Source organism: Leptospira broomii serovar Hurstbridge str. 5399, assembly GCF_000243715.2.
Classification (GTDB): Bacteria; Spirochaetota; Leptospiria; order Leptospirales; family Leptospiraceae; genus Leptospira_B; species Leptospira_B broomii.
Genome location: NZ_AHMO02000007.1, coordinates 389,114 through 406,899, shown reverse-complemented (window position 1 = coordinate 406,899; position 17,786 = coordinate 389,114). Strand labels below are relative to the sequence as shown.

The window sequence follows — 17,786 nt, the reverse complement described above, 5'->3', positions numbered from 1 at the left end:
TCCGTTGCGATTAAAGCATAAGAATCTATATTAAAATTTTATACATCTATTAAACTCGATCGGGCCTATTTCCGTTTATCGCGAAAAGCGAAGTTAAAAAGAAAGAAGTTTCTTCATCTGAATGGTGATAGATTCGGCCGACTTTCGAGCGGCTTCCGCAAAATCGGGTCCGGAAGACGCGAAAATAATACTTCGAGAAGAATTAATAAGCGAATCTTCCCCGCAGACCGCGATCACATCCTCCAAAGAAGCGCCTTGAGCTCCGTATCCGGGAATCAGAAACATCCGATCCGGATGCAAGGTCCTAAGCTCGCCCAATTCGCTCGGATGAGTCGCACCCACGACCAGGCCCACGTTTCTTGTGGAAAATGTTTCGCTTAACGCTGCGACTTCTTTATACAAAGTTCTTCCCGTTTCGGAAAAGGTTTTTTTCTGAAGCTGAGACGAGTCCGGATTGGAAGTCAAGCAGAGTAGAAATACCAACTTGGAAGAGTCTTCCAGAAACGGTTGAATGGTATCTGCGCCCATGTACGGGGATAAAGTTAAAGAATCTACTCCCAATTCTTTGAAAAAGAATTTCGCATATTGCCTAGCGGTATTATCCAAATCTCCACGCTTCGCATCCGCAACGATCGGAATTCCCGGATAATGAATTTTAATGTGTCGGATCAGTTTTTCGAACTGGGCGATTCCTTGGGAACCGAATGCTTCGAAAAAAGCGATATTCGGTTTGTACGCGACTGCGAAGTCCGCAGTGGCATCAACGATTTCCCGAGAGAACAAGAACAGTTTTTCATAATGTCCTTCCAATGAAGGCGGGAGTTTAGAGATATCGGGATCGATCCCTACGCATAAGAGAGAGCCTAGTTCCTCTCTCCGTCGAATAAATTTAGAATGAAAATCCAAGGCCTACTTACGCACGATATATTCCTGAGCAAATGGAGGAAGCATAAACGCCGCCTTATGCATTTCTGCAGAGTAATACTTCAACCCTTTGGGGACCCGCTTAGGATCCGGTTCCACCTTATACGGGTCCGGTCCTTTGGAACAGTATGTAAAGCCGATAATTCCGGAAGGATACGTGGGCACCACGGTAAAATAGTAACCGCAATGATCGAAGACTTGAGGAATGAATTGAAATAGTTCCTTAATGACCTTACCGTGATAGTAAAAACTTTCGCCCTGAGTGGTGCAAATCCCACCCTGCTTTAAGGAAGCCGCCATGGTTTCATAAAAAGGTCGCTTAAAGAGAACTTCCGCCGGACCGACAGGGTCGGAAGAATCCACACAGATTACGTCGAAGTACTCCTTATAATCTTGGACGTACTCAGCTCCGTCTTCGTAGGCATGCTTCACCCTCGGGTCCTTCATCGCGTTAGCGATAGCAGGGAAGTATTCGTAGCAAACGTCCACCACCCCTTTATCGATTTCACACAGATGAACTTCCTTTACGGATGGGTGCTTTAGAACTTCTCGTACTGTCCCGCCGTCGCCGCCCCCGATCACCAAGACTTTTTCGGGATTGGGGTGGCTCAGCATCGGAACATGGACGATCATCTCATGATAAGCGAATTCGTCTGCCTCGGTCATCATAATCACTCCGTCAAGAGTGAACATACGGCCAAAACTCTGAGATTCGAATACGTCTATCTTCTGGAAAGGAGTCCTACGACTGTGTATGAATTCCTTTATTTTAATCTTGAGAGCGCGCCCGTTCGTTAGTTCGAGCGCTTCGTCCAGCCAGAGTTCCAATATGCCTCCTAGAAGCGGTTTGTTACGGTCAGGCGCATCGCGTCGCCTTTAAAGAATTCCCGGGTAAATTCCGCCGCTACTTTCGGATCGTATCCTTTGCATGAAAAGATATCGATATAGGAAGTATTGGTTTCATTTGCGAAGTGAGCGGAAATACAAGAAGTCTCTATCAGTTGGAACATAGAATATCCGGCGACTCTTTCATCCTCTCCAAAATGAACGACGACAGTTTCGCCGAAACGTTTCATTTCAATCAGATCACAGAGTTCGCGAACATAGCGCCTGATCGCGTCGGCATCGCGAATTAAAGCCGCATCACAGCCTTCTAGATCGATGGAGGTCAAAAGACCCCAGGCACCGTTCTTGAACGGCTCGTAGACCTTTAATTCGGGGTCTGCGTCGATTCTAGATTGGATATAAGAAGGGAAACTTCCGTTAAAGCGGTTTCTTACGATCTCGGCGTCTTCCGTGCGAGCCCAGGCCAGTTCCGGGTTTTTCATCGCAGGATGATACGTGATTTCTTCGCCGGCAGGGATGTCTCTTAGGGCGACGAGGGTAATGTCACCCTGAAATCCGCAGTTCGGTTCTATACTTTGTCGAATATAGTGAATCGAGTCAATCCCGTCGTCATGGAGCGGAGAAACTAGATAGAAGTCGCTATGAACGCGATGCGGGGTCGACAATCCGGAAAGTCCCGCCAGTTCGTTTTTGTGAACTGCCTTGCCTCCCCAGACGGCTACAACTTCACCGGCCGCAATAGCTTCTCTCGTAACGAGGAAAGCCTCACCGGACTCGGTGGAATTGATTTCAATAGCACTTCTTAAAAAAGAAAAACGGTTAACGATCTTTACTTGCTCTTTAATCTTTAGGCTCATACTCTGATACCTCTCCTCGTGGTAATAATACAAAAGAACTCCTTGCTCCCTCCGGGAGAAGGAAATTCGTCTTTATCGATGGGGGGTGTTCCGGCTCTGCCGGAGAGATAGTCCTTAATTCCCAACTGGCTTGTGAGGTAGGTCGACGCCTAATTGCAACAAACCACGCTTCATCTCCACTACAGAGATGCTTTTGGCACAGAAGCGTTCCTTGAGATATTCCAGAGCGGTCTGGTTATCAATAATGTCTCCGCATGTGAAGACGTCGATTGCGCAGTAACCGTATTCGGGCCAGGTATGGATCGCGAAGTGGGATTCGCTTACGACGACCACACCGCTTACGCCAAAGGGACTAAACCTATGAAACACAGATTTAACCGTAGTGGCGCCGGAAAGGTCGGCGGCCTTCAACATGATATCTTCTACCAATTCGTGATTGTTGATGGTCTCGTAATCACACTCATAAAATTCTGCAATTACGTGCTTACCCAATGCGTTCATCTACTGCCTGACACCTCCGAAACTTGGTTTTTGGTTTAGAAACCGAGCATGCGTATGACTATGTTTTTTTGTCAACTCTCTACGTAAATTTATATTTATTTTTTCCGAACTTCTTTTTCTTAGAATCGGAAAAAATGCCGAACAAATTATATTACATTTCTATGGAAAGATCAAAAAGCGAATTTGCAAAACCCGAAATTACTCCATTTCAAACGATGAATTTTATTTATAGAAAACGGGCTCTTTTGATTCTTTTCGTGCTCTTTTGCCTTATTTTAAGTATTGTTTGGTTTGCAAATAGCGCATTTTTTTTCGCTCCGACTCCCGATAAACGAATTCAAACTCGAGCAATCGCCTTCTCCCAGGCCGAAAAATCCGGTAGAAAAGGAGTGCTGTTTATCGTCCAGGTTCCTAACTGCCTCGCCTGCAAGGAGGCTTCTACTTCTCTCCGAACGCTGCAAAACTTCGGTTGGGAATTTCTTGAGATCGACTCGGAGAGTCCCGATTACGAACAACTTTTATCCGACGATCGCTTCGCCGACAAATTGACTGCCCTCAAAGAAAGAAAACCGGTTTGGGGGGCTTGGAACCTAGGAGAGGAATTGATTTATCTTGGAGAAGGAAGTCCCAAGCAGGAACTCCTTGAAACGCTAAAGCATTGGGGGGACGCTCCGAACGGCGGAGAATCGACTAAGGAATAAATTCGAAGTACTTAAGGAATAAATTTTCAAGCAGCCGGCAAGAAAGATGGCTGCTCGATTCTTTGATGGAGAGAATTAGTCGGCTTGGTATTTTTTTAAAAATTCGGAGATGGAATTCTTATCCTTGTCCAACGAATGCCGGTGAATCTCCTCGATAACCGTTTCAATCACGGTTCCCATTAAGAAAACTCCGGAAGAGACCTGCACATCATAACTGCGCTCCGATTCGTTTGGGCCCAGTTCCCTATAGACGGAAACTCCCTTGATTGTTACAATCGAATCGTTTCCGGGAGGTGCGATCGTAAACTCGTGCGTGTTTGTGCTAAGATCGAAGACTGAATTTTCCAAGAGCGAAGGATCGGAAAGCAAGGCAGCCAGAACCTTGGGCAGAGACTCCGCCAATTTTACTTTTCTCTTTTGAAAAACCCGATTTCCGTCTTTTTTTTCCTCCAGAAGTTCGACGTTTTTTAGTTCCGGAAACTGTTCCAGGTATTTGTAACGATCTTCCCTTGCTTTGAGAAGATCCTGGAGGGGAACGGGGAAGGTTTGCACGACTTTATATTGCTTCATCCGGTACTTCCTGGGTTGTTTATGAGGAGTTTTCTCGGGCAGCTTGTTGAATTTTCTTCCGTCGGGAAACCCTTTTTTTTCCGCGATTGATTTGGAAAAAACTATTGGGAAGAAACCGGGAGAAAGCAATACTAGGAGAAACGGAAAGGAATCGAGACGACCCTTGAACGACAGAACCTGGATCGAACTTTCGCAAGAGGCAGTGACACAGAACCTCAAAAGTTTTCGTTCCCTTCTCAGTCCCGGGACACTTTTAAGCGCAGTGATCAAATCCAACGCGTACGGCCACGGCTTTCTGCAAATGGCGGAATTATCTTTAAAAGGCGGGGCGGATTTGCTCGCGGTCAATTCTCTCGAGGAAGCTTGTTATCTCCGAAGTAAATATCCTTCCGTTCGCATCCTAATTATGGGTGCAACTCCTGCAATCCAGGAACGAGTGAAGGAAATTTCGGATTCTAATTTCTGGGTAGTCGTTTCACGAGTGGAAGACGCCAGGATTCTTGCAAATTGTCTGCCGAGACCTCAAATTCATTTGAAAGTGGATACGGGGATGGGACGGCTCGGCTCCTTCGGAAAGGAGTTAGAATCCATCCTCTCCGGCTTCAAACGGGAAATTTTACCTTTGGAAGGAATTTCCACACATTTTGCAAGCACGGAAGACGTCATCGAACAAAAGTATTCCAAGGTACAGATACAAAAATTTGCGGAAGCGATCCAGACCCTTGAGAAGTTCGGATATGCCAACGTTATCCGACATGCTTGCGCATCTGCGTCCACCATGCTCTTTCCGGAAGCGCATTACGATTTAGTTCGAATCGGCATTTCTCTCTATGGGCTTTGGCCCAGTCTCCAGACGAGACTCTCGCTTCACTTAAACGGAAGAAGTGAATTTCGTCTTTATCCTGTGCTTCGTTGGAAAACGAGAGTAGTTCATATGCAAGATCTACCCTCCGATAGTTTCGTCGGCTACGGATCCACTTATCAAACCAGCACTCCTACGAAAGTCGCAGTCGTACCGGTCGGTTATTACGAAGGATTGGATCGAAAACTTTCCAATAACGGAGTCATGCTGATACGTGGCAAGCGCGCAAAAATTCTGGGAAGAATTTGCATGAACATGACTATGCTTGACGTGACGCATATACCCGACGTTGAAATCGGAGATACGGTCACGATTATCGGAAAGGACGGCCAGGAAGAAGTCACAGTCGATGACCATGCCAATTGGACTAATACGATTAATTATGAAACTACGACTCGGATAAGCGAATCCGTACCAAAGTACATCGTGGAATAAAAAAGGAAAAATTTAATGGATTCTACATCTCAAATGAACACACCTACCGATCAAGTCGAACCTGTTCGGACGACGAAAACTTACAGCTGGATGATCGATCTTGTTTATAAAGCGCGAGGCTTTGCGTTTGATTCCTTTGAAGAGCATTTCCCGAACGGAAAATCGGACGGACAATTGGATGCACCCTATCCTTCCGTCCTTATGGCGAATCACGTTTCGGAGGCCGACGTTCCCGCATTGGCCGCCGTTTATCGGCACGTATTCCCTAAGATTAAATTCGCGATTCCTGCTCGCGAAGATATGCTAGGAAAGGGGTTTTTAGTAAACGAACTCCGACCTAAAGGAATCATGAAAGTCATCTTGGGTTTAATCGACAAATCCATGATTATCCCGAAATTCATGGATTACATAGGTTGCGTTCCCATAAAGAGACCGTTTCGAGACAATACGAGGGAGCTTTTGAAAAAAGGGGAACTTCGGGATATGGTAGAGCAGGAATGGAGCTATCTCTCCGAAAAAATCGCCCAAGGACGAACCTTGTTCCTGTTTCCCGAAGGTACATTTAATCATGACGGTTATATGAATCAAATCAAGAAGGGCGTTTATTTCCTTCGCTCCAAGTTCAAAGGATTACATTTCAATTCCTTCACGTTCACTTACGATTATTTCTCGTCCAAAAAAGCGGAACTTCACATCGGTTACGGACAACCTTTCCCGATTCCCGAGGAAGCCAGCGCGGACGAGGTGGCAGGTATAGTGAAGGAAAAATTAGGAAACGGTTATACGGTTACGGCCGGAAATTTAGCCTCCTACCTTCTTCTAAAATGCGAAGGAAAAGCTAGGGAAAGCAAAACCAAATTATTTTCGGCGCTAAAGGCTCTGGCGGAAACGATTCGGTCCAAGCATCCGGAAATTTATATTTCGCAGAAATTTTCGGGCGAGCATCTGATGAGCGCCTTCGAGTCTTTTTTAGGAAAAGCCAAGGAAAAAGGTTATTTAAAACTGGACGGCGAAGATATAGTTTTCGATGAAAAACTGTTTCAAGCGCCTAAAGATGCGCATAATTTAAGAAAGAAAAATTTAGTCTTATATCATAAAAACCAGCTAACCTCACATTTACCGAAATTGGAAGCAGCTTGGTCTAGTTTGCAAACCGCATAAGGAGAATCGTTTGGCGTTTCGAATTGTTTTTTTTCGATCGCGAAAGTCCAGAGTTTACGACTGGCTTACGCAACCCGGGCGACTCGAAGAGTCCTTTCGCCGAAGTTTGCATTTTTTATTCGATTCCAGCCTGGAAGAACTCTTACCGGAAAACATTCGGCTTTCTCCGTCATTAGTCGGTCTTGTACGACTACCCGAAGAAAAAATCCAGATTTTGTCGGAAGAGTTTCCGATTGAAAAAGCATTCCCTCACACTTCATTCGATGAATTTTTGTCGGAGGAAACTCGAGAAGCCCTAGTTGAGTTGATTGCAGGCACTCAGGCGGCGCCGTCCAAAAATCTGATCCTAGGAATCCTTAATCTACCGGAAGTTCAGGATATCCTTTCCCAAGGATTGGAGAAAGTCTTAACCGAGTTCCATAAAAAAATCAACCCGTTGCACGGAGTCTTTCAAGCCGCCGGTTTGGAAAAACAAGTTTCTCAATTCTTATCCTCATTATTGCCGGCCTTTACCGAACGCATCGCGGACTTTGTTTCCATCGGCTCCGGTGCTGCCGAAGTCCAATCCGCGCTTAGAAATACTCTGAGACTTCTTTTTAAAACCGGATTTGCCGAAATGGGAAGAGTAGACGGCGGGCAAATCGGACCTCGAGTGGATCGCCTTAGACGCGCCGTCGCTTCCGATCTGAAAGTTCAATCTGCATTAGAGAATTTGTATGCGACCGCCCGCGACACCTTGTTGAATCATTACAGAAAAGAAACGATCAGGGAATTTTTGGGTCTTTCCACTACCGAACTGGAACTTTGGATCGGTAAGGTTGCCGAGGACGCCGCGCATAACTTGAGAGAAGTAAATAAAAAGCGGAATCTTTCTCCTTTGATTTTAGAAATATTGAAGGATATACTAGGTTGAAAAAAGTCATATCCACAATTCAAAATGCTCTAGAATATCTAGATAAACTAGGTCCGCAGAAATCGTTTCAGTTATTTCGAAATTTGGGATACGAAGCGCTATTTTCCATTTCGGAAAAAGTGGATCACAAAAAGCTACTTTATTTAAGCCAGCATCTCGGCGAAAAGGAAATCGTATCACTCATCCAATCCATACCTGAAACGATTTTAGTTCCCTTGATTCGGGAATCCGATCCGGCAGACCTTGTTTTTTTCGTAAAACATTTGGGACTGCCGGATTTGACGATCTTAGCTCAGGCTCTACCGGCGGAAGATGTCCGAAAGATTAATCACGTCCTCGGTCCTAAGTCAATCGTTGAAATTTTACACGGATTGGGATCCGATAGATCTTTAGAATATCTGAAAGCTGTGGGTTTGGAATCGTTTTTAGAATTAGCTAAGTCGCTTCCGGTCAAAGACTTTGTTCCCCTAGCGAATGCGTTGACTCCGCAGGAATGCGCCGAATGGATACGGAAAAGAGGTGTCGCCGAAATTCCCCGACTCCTAAAGGGATTCGGAACGAAGAACGCCTTGGTTTTGCTAAAACAGGTCGGATTTGTGAAAATTCTGCACTTGCTGGAGCTTTTAGGATTAGAACCTTTATTTGCACTTACAGCTCTTCTTGCCGATATGAATTTACCGATCGCAAAAAAGACTGTTGGGAAAAAGAAGCTTATTACAAAAAAGAAAAAAGGGAAGCACAGGCGTTAGACGTAACCGTTAATTTTCATTACTTTTTTTTGAAGCAAGAACTTCTTCTCTGCTCTTTTCGATATTCTCGATTCTCTCTCTAACTATTTTTCCGTATTCGCCGTTTGGCGATCCATCGGACTTTGAAGATTTTTCAAAGTTCTCAATGCTGTACTTGAGAATTTCCAGCATATCGTCCGACCTTTTTAATTTTGTATCTAAAAAGAAATTCATATCCTCTTTGGAAACTTCTTTCCTATCCAGAAGATCGCTCTGAATACGATAATAATGATCCTCCTCTTCTTTGCGTTTGGCAGCTTCTTCCGAAGAGATTTTACGCGGTATTAACCGATTGTCCGGGAAACGATCCGCAAGAGGTTTGAACCTTTCATACATCTGCTCGTACAATTTTGCTCTATCTTCATCGCTCAACTTATCTAAGTAAGATTTTTTTTCGTCCGGAATCTTCGGTTCATTGGGATCCGTGGATCTTTCTTCCGTAGTTCCGGAGAAATCCACAAACCCCGAAGAGGAATCAAACAAGGAATGTTCCTGCCGGGAGACCGTTTCTTGAGAGAGTCCGCCCTGAAGAAGTTCCGACTTCCTTTTATTATCCGTTGGAGACCAAAAAGAAATCAGTAATCCCGATAAAAGTAGAACCGCAAAAATCGAATAAAAGAAAAGTCGGGGCTTCATGCGGTGAATAAGGGTAATACGACTCGAAAAATACTTCCACCTTTTTGGTTGGGTTCTACGAAGACTTCGCCACCCATTTTATTTACGAGAGTACGGCTGATCGATAAACCTAGGCCGGTTCCACCCACGGTGCGATTCCGTTGGTCCGGTACGCGAAAAAATCGTTCAAAAATCATTTCTTTATATTTAGGATCGATTCCGATACCCATGTCGATAACGCTTAGCTCTAATTTGGAAGGGGAAATTTTCTTTAAGGTAACGTCCACGGTTCCTCTTTCCGTATACTTAATTGCATTTACAAACAAGTTGGTTATGATTTGGGAAAACTCGAATCTTACTCCCTTAATCCGCAATCCTTTGGCAAGATTGGACACTACTTCCAATCCTTTCTCGACAGCCGGCGGAGAATTGATGTATAAGACTTCCTCGATAACTACCGCAGGGTCGAAAATTTCCTCCATTTCTTCGGAGTTTTGGGAATCCTTTTTTTCCAGCTGGAGAAGATTTTCTATAAGAAAATTCAGTCTTCTTACGTTCTTACGAATCACGTCCGCCATTTCCTTTTGCTCTTCGTTTAGCGTCAGGACTGGGTCGGATAAAAGTAGGTCGAAATATCCCTGAATGTTCGTCATCGGGGATCGTAATTCGTGAGAAATATTCGAGATAAATTCGTGTTTGATTCTTTCGGATTCCAGAACGAGCGCATTATCGCTGACTTGGATTTGATAAAATCGCTTCGTTTCGGCGCTAAACCCGGTAACGCTTAAGCCTACCGAAAAACGAGTCCCGTCCTTTAAAATCAAGGTCGCCTCGGGAAGAAATGCCATATTCTGATCCTTTCCTCCCGGAGATTTCAATTCGTTTTGGTCCAGGATATCCGGCAGAATTCTTGCTAATCTGATATTTTTAATTTCAGAGCCTTGGTATCCGGAAACTTCCCTGAAACGTCGGTTGGCGTCCACGATCATCCTCGTATCCGCGTTGACGATGATCATCGCGTCCGTGGCAAATTCGAACATATAGCGATAGCGTTCTTCGGTAGTTTGTCTCTTTAAATCGCTTATATCAAGGCGGGTCTCCAGGAGATAATTATCCTCCATGAGACGCTTGTTCTTTTCTTCTAAATCACGTATTTCTTGATTTAGATAATCTAATATACTATTGATTGTAGAGCGAATGAAAAGATACGGGCTTGTCGGGATCTGCTTATCTAAAGACACCTCGCGACGACCCGAAAATAGGCCCAGCGCAAGTTCTTTCATTTCGCTGACTAAGTTACGAAGAGGAGATTTAGTGAGTTCTTTTTTGTTCAGACTCCGATTCGGATGTAAGGTCGAATAATACTCCGCGTGTAATTTCGTTTTTTTGAAATCTAATGCACCCGGAAATTTCGGAAAAGGGTTATCCGCTACTCGTTGCGATGCCAAATCCAATAATTGAGCCGTTTGTCCGTCTCCAGGATATGTTTTTCTATACATATCCACGACAAATCGGACGTCTTCTAAAGACGGCATGCTTGAAAGGATTCTTCCCAATTCCGAAACGGGACGTCTGTAAAACCCGTCTAAGTCCATCGGCTTCCAAGGACAAGGACCTACCCAATCTGCAACGTACGAATCTCCTTCGTAAGCGACATGATTAGCAAGGTCCTCCATTGCCTTTTTCAAGGCCCTCGAAACCCGATTCGCTTCCTCCGGAAATTTAGACGCAAATCTTCCCGTAAACGCTAACATGTTTGTCGGGAGATAGTACGGCGGAATTTCATTGTCTACGGTGAGACAGTATCCCTTTTCTCCGAAAAAAGGATACTCCTGCAGCGATGCAGCGACGCCCATACATTCCGCTCTAATGAATTCGTGCACTAAGAGAGTCGGACGAGTAACTAAATAAGGCACCGGCTTTCTTCGATGATAGTTTTCCGATCTGAAAAATTCTTCCGCAACGAATCGATCCAGAGACAACGGATGAAGAATCGGTAAAAAGCTGTGATAGGAGTCCCGTATCGCCTCGGCTTCCATATACGAGGCGGAATAAAATCCCTGAACCAAACAGGAGAGAATAATGCCGCGGAATAGAGTCCAATTCGGAGAGGTCCTACGCAATTGTTGGTCCAGCCAAGCGGTAAACGGAACCTCTCCTGCTTCGGCCCTTCCTTCCCTCAAATGAGCAAAAACTGCTTCGTAACTCTTCAGGACGCGGACACGCACTTTTACGCCTTCTTCTTCGAAATATCCTCGGCTGAATGCCAGGAATACAGGGAAAGCGGTAAGCCTAGGTGTAGTGACTATCTCTATTTCAATCACCGGCCTATCCTTCAATATCCTGATCTTTTTTCAACCAACCCTTTTCCCAAACTGTGAAAAGACCCAAAAAACGCTTCAGAGGCCTTTAAAAATAGCCGAGAGACATAATAGGTCATTTTACACTAAACGGACTAGAATTCGACTCAAGGAACCGATGAAGCTGACGGATTTACCTGCCTTTCAAAGTATACTAAGCCGGATGGAAGAGATTCGAGGAATCCCCGATAAATTCATTCACAAGACGGATGAAAATCGTACGGACGTAGTTCCTCCTACAAGTACACAAGAATCCTTTTCCGATATCCTAAATTCAAAGTTATCCGACATCGAACCCGCTCGAAACGTAAGAGGGGATTTAGATACGTTAGGCCTTTCCGGTTTTATTCAGCAGGAATCGGCCCGAAACGGACTAGACCCGAATTTAGTAAAATCAGTAATTAAGGCGGAGTCGGATTTTAAACCCAACGCTATCTCCCGGAAAGGCGCAATCGGGTTGATGCAATTAATGCCAGGAACGGCAGAAATGTTGGGAGTCGAAGATCCATTCGATCCTGCAGAAAACATATCGGGCGGCACAAAGTTTTTGGGTGATCTAGTAAAAAGATTCGGCGATACCGACCTAGCTATCGCCGCCTATAATGCCGGGCCAGGTGCGGTAGAAAAGCATAAGGGAATTCCACCGTTTAAGGAGACCAAGGATTACGTTAAAAAAGTAAACCGATTCTGGAAGGGATAATTCTCCAGAATCGGTTCCCATACCAAAAAGTTATTTCTAATAGTACTTCTTCATTTCCTGAAATAGACAGGACGTTAAATGGGTGCAGGAAGACATCTTTTCAGGAATCAAGCAGACCTGCATTTTATCGAAATGTTTTCTGCAACCTCTCAAGCAAGAATTCTCCATCTTATACAATTGGTCTTCCGAAGCTTGAGGTATCGATTCTTTCGTACACTTAGTTAGGGAATCGCAATATTCGATGCAGATTTCCTTGCCTTCCCAATCTCCTTTGGTGATAGAACCCGGCAGTTTTGCATATTTTACGGCTACGAATCCCCCTACAGCAATTCCAAGCAGTAGAATGGGAAGATAGCGGAAGACTTTTACAAGCCAGGGAGAAGTCATCTTGCCTCCGAATTTTTTAATATATTAATAGGTTCATAATAAAAGATTAATTCTTGGCCGTGACTGTTTTCGAGAAATTCGGACCAAGTGAGATCCCTTTTACGAATCGACCAAGATTGAACGAGTTTATAATCGTCTCTCGGTTTCCAATGTGTAACGTAGTCGATTACGGCTCGATCGCCGTCGATACAGTTTCGTTCGGAACCGGGAACGGAATGAGCCACATCCGAGCCGACCAACGCATTTTTATACGAAAGCGCGGTCCAAGGATTCTCAGCAATTACGCAAACTTTCTTTGCCTGTAGGACAGGCCCCGACTCCGGAAAATCCGAAAGACTTAAAGCCGGAATTAAAGAGAATTGAACGTAAGCCATCAAGATACCTGCGACAACCACATTACAAATAGCGTATATAGATATATTATTCGCGAATTTAGGCGTAAGAATGAATACAATGAACGCGGAGATAGCAAGAATCGCGAATAATATATCCAGAATTACGGCAGTTCCGAGAATCCATTCGTAGCAGACTTTTCCGATCGTAAGCAGGGCTCCAAAACCGATTAAAAAACCCATATTATAGGAAAGAGGTTTCTTCAAGATTTCCGGATTCATCCGGGAAAAGAAGGCTCCGGCTCCGAGAAATGCCAGAGGCAATATCGGCAGAGCATAGTAAAAATCCTTACGATTCGGAGTAAGATGAATCATAAGAATCGCGAGAGAGGCCCATACGAACGTCTTCCCTAAAACTTGTGCGTAATTTTTCGCTTTCGCAGCGATTGCATAAATATTTGCAAAAAGTAGTAAGAACGAAAAAGGTAGACTATACAGTAACCAACCGGCAAGAAGAATCCATTCCCCCTGATTCGTAGTAGCGCTTGAAAATTTACCCAAATTTTCCGTTAGGAAAAAGAAAGCCAAGAATTCTCGTCCCGCTTCGGAATACGACAGCAAACTCAAAATCCATATTGTAGGCACAACAAGCGCCGAAAGATGAAATATTACGTTATCTTGAACTTCCTTTCCGATTCGTTTGGACCCGGTCCATTTTCCGGAAGAGTTCGTAATAAACACCCTTACACTTGAAAACGATACCAATACGATTCCGGCGTAAACCTGAAATAGCGGACCTTTTACTAAAAATGCCATCCCTGTAAGAATTCCGGCGGCTACCAGCCATCGACGTTCTCTTGAAACTTGGTATTTAAGAACTAAAACCGATACGGCAGCCATGAAAAAAGCAAGAAACGCTTCCATCATTACCAAACGGGAAAATTTAAAGGTTCCCAAGGTAAATAAGAAGGATGCTGAAAATGAAAAAGCGAAGAATGGCTGAGAACCTAGTATTCGCAGACCGGAATATATGCAAAGTGCAGTAGATAAAAAAAGAAGAAAGGACGGGAATCTTTCTGCGAAGACGCTGGTCCCAAAAATAGAATCCGCGGCAATACCTGACCAAAAGAGCGCTGGTGGTTTGTAAAGATTCATCACTCCTTCAAATTTAGGAAATAGAAAGGAGGAACTAGAAAGACTTTCACGAATCGTCGCAATGTGCATCTCTTCGTCGCCTTGGGTAAGAATTTGATAACTACCCAGGCCAGGCAATAATACGCCTAGTCCGAGTAATAAGAGAAGAGCTATATACATTGTGTCCCCTTTCCTAATCCAGGACGCCAAAAAAGCATTATTTTCGGCGTTCTGACGAGACGGTTTATTTTCTTTAGAATATTGAGCAGATTTCGTTTGTAATTCAAGCGTGTTCATTATCTACTATGTAATTACTTACTTACATTTTACATTCTTCCGAAGGATCGGAATGCCGAGCAAGCGCGAAAAGTTTAGCAAAACGAAAAATCCGCTTGGCTGATTAGTCAACGGTCGGGATACATTTCCTGTGGACGGTTAAATGACAAAACCTGTAAAAAAGAAGATCAAAAAAGATACTCGAAAATCCTCTTCTTCGTCCTTAGCAAAATCGTTCCCTAAGAAAAGGGACCGTATCGGAACGGAGAAAGCGTTGATGAAAGCTGCGATTCAGGTTTTCGCTCAAAAAGGGTACGATGCGGCCACGACGAAAGATATTGCCGGATTAGCAGGTGCAAATGAAGCCCTCATAATGCGTTACTTCGGCGGGAAGCAGGGTCTTTTAGAAGCGATTCTCACGAGAGCGGAAGAACTGGACGAAAATGGAGACGCTTTTCTCAAAAAGGCTCCCGCTGCCAAGGACTATACTCATTTAGAGGAAGCCTTGCTCGATTCGATTTTGGAGCGATGTTCCGAATTTAAAAATTATTCCGACTTCATGAAAGTGGCAGTAAGCAGAATCATCTTAGATGCCAACGTAAGTAAAATTATACAGACGAAGATTTATGAAAAAGCCATTCCTGAAATGGTTCGAGAATTAGAGAAATTTAAAAAAGCCGGCGAAATCGATTCTAAAGTGGATCTAAAGTCCGTTGCATTTGGGATTTCCTCACTTACGTTTGCTTTAGGCTTTATGGGGCAAATCGTGTACAAAGTTCCCGAACCCGAAATCAAAGCTACAATCCGAGAGATGGTTCGGTTATTGCATAAAGGATTAAAATCGGATTAGATTTTTTCGCGGCCCACCCTTCCTGGGTGGGGGATGGCGGCGGTTTTTCTGAACGAAAAATTTTTAGCACAGTTTATCCGAACTGTCAACTATACTTACTATTAAACTTAATGTAGGACCTCCTACATAGAATCACCAATAAAAAGTACTTTCCAAAAACAAGAAGAAGTGATATTCGCGAAATCGCAAGCCCTACGTGGGTACCACCGCACCGGCCCCCACCCAGTACGGGTGGGGCCTTCAAAAACTGACAGCAACCCTTAATCATTACTCCCTTCGGACTAAAGTCGCATATAGCAAACGGCCGGATTTGCCATTTACGTAATAATTTTATCGGAAAATATAAATTAGTGAAACGGAATATTTAAGATCGGTGTAGAATAAATCGTCTAAAAATTCGCTACTATAAAATGAGAGGTGATGTGTGAACACGAAAAGAGAATCCGAAGTAATCCTTTCCAATACCGAACAATCCGAGTTGTATCTTCCCAAAACGCAGGATCATCCATTCGTCTATTCTAATGAATCTTTTTACGATTCGGAATGCCTCGGAGAAATTTTAGAAAGTAACTTCGATAGTTCTTATTAGGAACCAGAATCGATAGATAAGATTCGCAGCGACTTTACCCGCTCACTCTACCAAAATTCAATAAATTTGAGACCTCTCGAGCGCAACGCTCAAACTCCCTTTACGAATTCTAATGTGACCGGCGTTAGAATCCTAATTAATCTTCCTTTTCCAAAAATAGCATTATAATATCAGTACGGTCGAAGCAAATTTCTCCGTCAAAACTCACAACTTCAGTTAAAAACTAGCTATATGCGACCGAAGTCCGCAATTAATAAGAGACCTTTTACCGAACCTTTGAACGGACCGAAGTCTCAATTAACACTTAAAAAATCGGAAAAAAGGAAACGCTTTATAGGCAAGATTATAAGTTCAAATAAACGGTTGAACGAATCTATCCGAATCTTGAATGACTACGAATTCAAAATGAGTGACGAAAACGGGAAAGCCGCTAACCTTCGTTTATGAATCGAATCTTACTAACTTCCCTGTTTCTCATTTCTTTTCCATCGTTCGTCTTTGCGGATAAAAAACCGACATTTGATGTTCGAAAAACTGCCGTGTTAATTATGGATTATCAAAATGCGATTATCAGCGGTGGATATCTGAAGACTTCAGAAGGGGTCCTACTGAAGGCCGACAAGGTCCTTTCCGAAGCCAGAAAATTCGGGCTCCCGGTTATTTATATCGTTGTCGGCTTTCGTTCCGGATTTCCCGAAATCAGTCCGAATAATCTGATGTTTAACTCCATCAAAAAATCCGGCGGATTTGGGCAGGATCCGAAATTGCTGGGAATTCATCCTTCGGTTTCGCCAAAACCTGAAGATATCGTAATTACGAAACACCGGGTGGGCGCTTTTTTAGGTACAGACTTGGATATGATCTTACGGGCAAACGAAATCAATACTATCGTTATGTTCGGCGTGGCTACTAGCGGAGTCGTTCTCTCCACGTTACGCCATGCTTCGGACGCGGATTATAAGAGTATCGTACTGAAAGACCTCTGTGCGGACAAAGATCCCGAGACTCACCAAGTGCTGATGGAAAAAGTTTTCCCCAGACAAGCCGAAATTATATCGTCTGACGATTTTCTGGAGGCTCTTACTAAATCGGCAAAGTAATTCGCGACGACGGGTCCAAAATTTTATTCGAGTAAAAATTTCTTGATGAGCTTTTGGACGATATCGCCTCCCCTTTGATTTAAGTGAATATTATCCGTTAAGAAGTGCAGATTACGCATATCCGAAATGGAATTCCAGTCCTGAAACATTGCATAATGCAGAAAAATGGCAACGTACATCGCTGGCAAATCCATCCTATATTCCGGAATATTACTTTGCCCCTTACTTCTTAAAACTGCATCCATTTCTTCGTGTAAAGGAAGATAGAGGATTCGTTCTGCTTCCGCAATTTTTCGAATTTCATCACTATATTCCGTGGAACGAAGATAAGGTTTACTCAGCAAAACTTCTCCCAACGGAGGAAGAGAGACCAAAGCTATCTTCGCATTCGTCTCGCTTCGTAATCTCATAATAAGCTTACGCAAGCTGTTAACGAAGAGTTTCTTAGAAGGCGATTCGGATAACCGCCAAAGCTTAATGTAGCGTTCGGATTCCTCTGCACTAAGCGAAGCCTTTACGTCGTTAGTGCCGATTAAGATCGTAATAAAATCCGGCTTAAGCGCGATAACTTCGTCGGCTTTCTGCAACAAATTATACGCAAGACGACTATTGATTCCGGCGTTAACGAATGAAAATTTTTCGAGATCCGTATCGGAAGCAAGTCCGTTTACATAATCGTAGCTAACTCTTCCATGCGTAATGCTATCACCCATGCATACGACGATTCGCTTCCCGGGATCTTTAGGGACTTCTAAGGTAGCCACCGGACTATTACCGGGAACCCCTGTTGCCTGTTTATAAACATAACCTACCTGACAGAGGAGTATCAGAAAAACTGCAAGGGTCGAAATCAGTATTTTCTTAATCATATCGATTTTTCGAGTT

Annotated in this window: 19 protein-coding genes; 9 read left to right on the top strand and 10 right to left on the bottom strand. The window is 43.8% G+C overall.

All coding sequences use genetic code 11. The features are described 5' to 3' along the window. Positions 1-93 precede the first annotated feature (93 nt). From pyrF to speD, 4 genes are all read right to left on the bottom strand, one after another. Entirely contained in the window at positions 94-906 is an 813-nt protein-coding gene (gene pyrF, locus LEP1GSC050_RS05230) for an orotidine-5'-phosphate decarboxylase (protein WP_010568256.1), read from the bottom strand. A gap of 3 nt (positions 907-909) precedes the next feature. After that, on the bottom strand, positions 910-1,752 hold the full coding sequence (gene speE / locus LEP1GSC050_RS05225) for a polyamine aminopropyltransferase (RefSeq protein ID WP_010568257.1): 843 nt from the start codon (positions 1,750-1,752) through the stop codon (positions 910-912). A gap of 8 nt (positions 1,753-1,760) precedes the next feature. Further along, entirely contained in the window at positions 1,761-2,627 is an 867-nt protein-coding gene (locus tag LEP1GSC050_RS05220) for an S-adenosylmethionine decarboxylase (RefSeq protein WP_010568258.1), read from the bottom strand. 114 nt (positions 2,628-2,741) lie between these two features. Next, a complete protein-coding gene (gene speD / locus LEP1GSC050_RS05215; RefSeq protein WP_010568259.1) occupies positions 2,742-3,128 on the bottom strand; it encodes an adenosylmethionine decarboxylase in 387 nt (128 codons plus the stop codon). Positions 3,129-3,262: 134 nt separating this feature from the next. Here speD and LEP1GSC050_RS05210 point away from each other — a divergent pair, with 134 nt between their 5' ends. Continuing rightward, a complete protein-coding gene (locus LEP1GSC050_RS05210; RefSeq protein WP_232225657.1) occupies positions 3,263-3,829 on the top strand; it encodes a hypothetical protein in 567 nt (188 codons plus the stop codon). A gap of 75 nt (positions 3,830-3,904) precedes the next feature. Here the strand turns inward: LEP1GSC050_RS05210 and LEP1GSC050_RS05205 are convergent, their stop codons facing one another. Beyond that, the gene (locus tag LEP1GSC050_RS05205) at positions 3,905-4,399 is read right to left on the bottom strand and encodes a DUF2505 family protein (protein ID WP_010568261.1); all 495 of its coding nucleotides are present in this window, start codon (positions 4,397-4,399) and stop codon (positions 3,905-3,907) included. A gap of 163 nt (positions 4,400-4,562) precedes the next feature. Here LEP1GSC050_RS05205 and alr point away from each other — a divergent pair, with 163 nt between their 5' ends. The 4 genes from alr to LEP1GSC050_RS05185 are packed head-to-tail and all read left to right on the top strand — an operon-like array spanning position 4,563 to position 8,519. After that, positions 4,563-5,696, top strand: coding sequence for an alanine racemase (gene alr, locus LEP1GSC050_RS05200; protein WP_040911143.1), 1,134 nt, complete (start codon positions 4,563-4,565; stop codon positions 5,694-5,696). Positions 5,697-5,711: 15 nt separating this feature from the next. Next, positions 5,712-6,857, top strand: coding sequence for a lysophospholipid acyltransferase family protein (locus LEP1GSC050_RS05195; RefSeq protein WP_010568263.1), 1,146 nt, complete (start codon positions 5,712-5,714; stop codon positions 6,855-6,857). Positions 6,858-6,867: 10 nt separating this feature from the next. Then, on the top strand, positions 6,868-7,770 hold the full coding sequence (locus LEP1GSC050_RS05190; protein ID WP_020987091.1) for a hypothetical protein: 903 nt from the start codon (positions 6,868-6,870) through the stop codon (positions 7,768-7,770). Next, complete coding sequence (locus LEP1GSC050_RS05185) at positions 7,767-8,519, top strand: hypothetical protein (protein WP_010568265.1); 753 nt, start codon at positions 7,767-7,769, stop codon at positions 8,517-8,519. Before LEP1GSC050_RS05190 ends, LEP1GSC050_RS05185 begins: the two co-directional genes overlap by 4 nt. A gap of 9 nt (positions 8,520-8,528) precedes the next feature. On the opposite strand, the gene LEP1GSC050_RS05180 is transcribed toward LEP1GSC050_RS05185, so the two are convergent. Both LEP1GSC050_RS05180 and LEP1GSC050_RS05175 read right to left on the bottom strand, forming a co-directional pair. After that, on the bottom strand, positions 8,529-9,194 hold the full coding sequence (locus tag LEP1GSC050_RS05180) for an LIC_20245 family lipoprotein (protein ID WP_010568266.1): 666 nt from the start codon (positions 9,192-9,194) through the stop codon (positions 8,529-8,531). Further along, complete coding sequence (locus LEP1GSC050_RS05175) at positions 9,191-11,497, bottom strand: sensor histidine kinase (RefSeq protein WP_010568267.1); 2,307 nt, start codon at positions 11,495-11,497, stop codon at positions 9,191-9,193. The genes LEP1GSC050_RS05180 and LEP1GSC050_RS05175 overlap by 4 nt, the downstream gene beginning before the upstream one ends. 154 nt (positions 11,498-11,651) lie before the next feature. Here LEP1GSC050_RS05175 and LEP1GSC050_RS05170 point away from each other — a divergent pair, with 154 nt between their 5' ends. Then, complete coding sequence (locus LEP1GSC050_RS05170; RefSeq protein ID WP_010568268.1) at positions 11,652-12,233, top strand: lytic transglycosylase domain-containing protein; 582 nt, start codon at positions 11,652-11,654, stop codon at positions 12,231-12,233. A gap of 36 nt (positions 12,234-12,269) precedes the next feature. On the opposite strand, the gene LEP1GSC050_RS05165 is transcribed toward LEP1GSC050_RS05170, so the two are convergent. Beyond that, complete coding sequence (locus LEP1GSC050_RS05165) at positions 12,270-12,620, bottom strand: Cys-rich protein (protein WP_010568269.1); 351 nt, start codon at positions 12,618-12,620, stop codon at positions 12,270-12,272. Then, positions 12,617-14,383: an ArnT family glycosyltransferase gene (locus tag LEP1GSC050_RS05160; protein ID WP_010568270.1), complete on the bottom strand. Its 1,767-nt coding sequence runs from the start codon at positions 14,381-14,383 to the stop codon at positions 12,617-12,619. Before LEP1GSC050_RS05160 ends, LEP1GSC050_RS05165 begins: the two co-directional genes overlap by 4 nt. Positions 14,384-14,525: 142 nt before the next feature. Between LEP1GSC050_RS05160 and LEP1GSC050_RS05155 the strand changes: the two genes are divergently transcribed. From LEP1GSC050_RS05155 to LEP1GSC050_RS05145, 3 genes are all read left to right on the top strand, one after another. Further along, positions 14,526-15,212: a TetR/AcrR family transcriptional regulator gene (locus tag LEP1GSC050_RS05155; protein WP_010568271.1), complete on the top strand. Its 687-nt coding sequence runs from the start codon at positions 14,526-14,528 to the stop codon at positions 15,210-15,212. Between the two features lie 424 nt (positions 15,213-15,636). After that, entirely contained in the window at positions 15,637-15,801 is a 165-nt protein-coding gene (locus LEP1GSC050_RS20820) for a hypothetical protein (protein ID WP_020987123.1), read from the top strand. 443 nt (positions 15,802-16,244) lie between these two features. Beyond that, positions 16,245-16,901 carry a cysteine hydrolase family protein gene (locus LEP1GSC050_RS05145; protein WP_010568273.1) on the top strand — a complete coding sequence of 219 codons (657 nt, stop codon included), beginning with the start codon at positions 16,245-16,247 and terminating at the stop codon, positions 16,899-16,901. A 23-nt stretch (positions 16,902-16,924) separates the two neighbouring features. Here LEP1GSC050_RS05145 and LEP1GSC050_RS05140 read toward each other — a convergent pair whose 3' ends face one another. Further along, the gene (locus LEP1GSC050_RS05140; protein WP_010568274.1) at positions 16,925-17,770 is read right to left on the bottom strand and encodes an SGNH/GDSL hydrolase family protein; all 846 of its coding nucleotides are present in this window, start codon (positions 17,768-17,770) and stop codon (positions 16,925-16,927) included. Positions 17,771-17,786: the final 16 nt, after the last annotated feature.

Bases quoted from the DNA above. Each gene is read 5' to 3' on its own strand.
- LEP1GSC050_RS05220 (WP_010568258.1), bottom strand. From the start codon at position 2,627: ATGAGCCTAAAGATTAAAGAGCAAGTAAAGATCGTTAACCGTTTTTCT.
- LEP1GSC050_RS05140 (WP_010568274.1), bottom strand. From the start codon at position 17,770: ATGATTAAGAAAATACTGATTTCGACCCTTGCAGTTTTTCTGATACTC.
- LEP1GSC050_RS05195 (WP_010568263.1), top strand. From the start codon at position 5,712: ATGGATTCTACATCTCAAATGAACACACCTACCGATCAAGTCGAACCT.
- LEP1GSC050_RS05145 (WP_010568273.1), top strand. From the start codon at position 16,245: ATGAATCGAATCTTACTAACTTCCCTGTTTCTCATTTCTTTTCCATCG.
- LEP1GSC050_RS05155 (WP_010568271.1), top strand. From the start codon at position 14,526: ATGACAAAACCTGTAAAAAAGAAGATCAAAAAAGATACTCGAAAATCC.
- LEP1GSC050_RS05205 (WP_010568261.1), bottom strand. From the start codon at position 4,399: ATGAAGCAATATAAAGTCGTGCAAACCTTCCCCGTTCCCCTCCAGGAT.
- LEP1GSC050_RS05210 (WP_232225657.1), top strand. From the start codon at position 3,263: ATGCCGAACAAATTATATTACATTTCTATGGAAAGATCAAAAAGCGAA.
- LEP1GSC050_RS05165 (WP_010568269.1), bottom strand. From the start codon at position 12,620: ATGACTTCTCCCTGGCTTGTAAAAGTCTTCCGCTATCTTCCCATTCTA.
- speD (WP_010568259.1), bottom strand. From the start codon at position 3,128: ATGAACGCATTGGGTAAGCACGTAATTGCAGAATTTTATGAGTGTGAT.
- LEP1GSC050_RS05160 (WP_010568270.1), bottom strand. From the start codon at position 14,383: ATGAACACGCTTGAATTACAAACGAAATCTGCTCAATATTCTAAAGAA.
- LEP1GSC050_RS05170 (WP_010568268.1), top strand. From the start codon at position 11,652: ATGAAGCTGACGGATTTACCTGCCTTTCAAAGTATACTAAGCCGGATG.
- LEP1GSC050_RS05180 (WP_010568266.1), bottom strand. From the start codon at position 9,194: ATGAAGCCCCGACTTTTCTTTTATTCGATTTTTGCGGTTCTACTTTTA.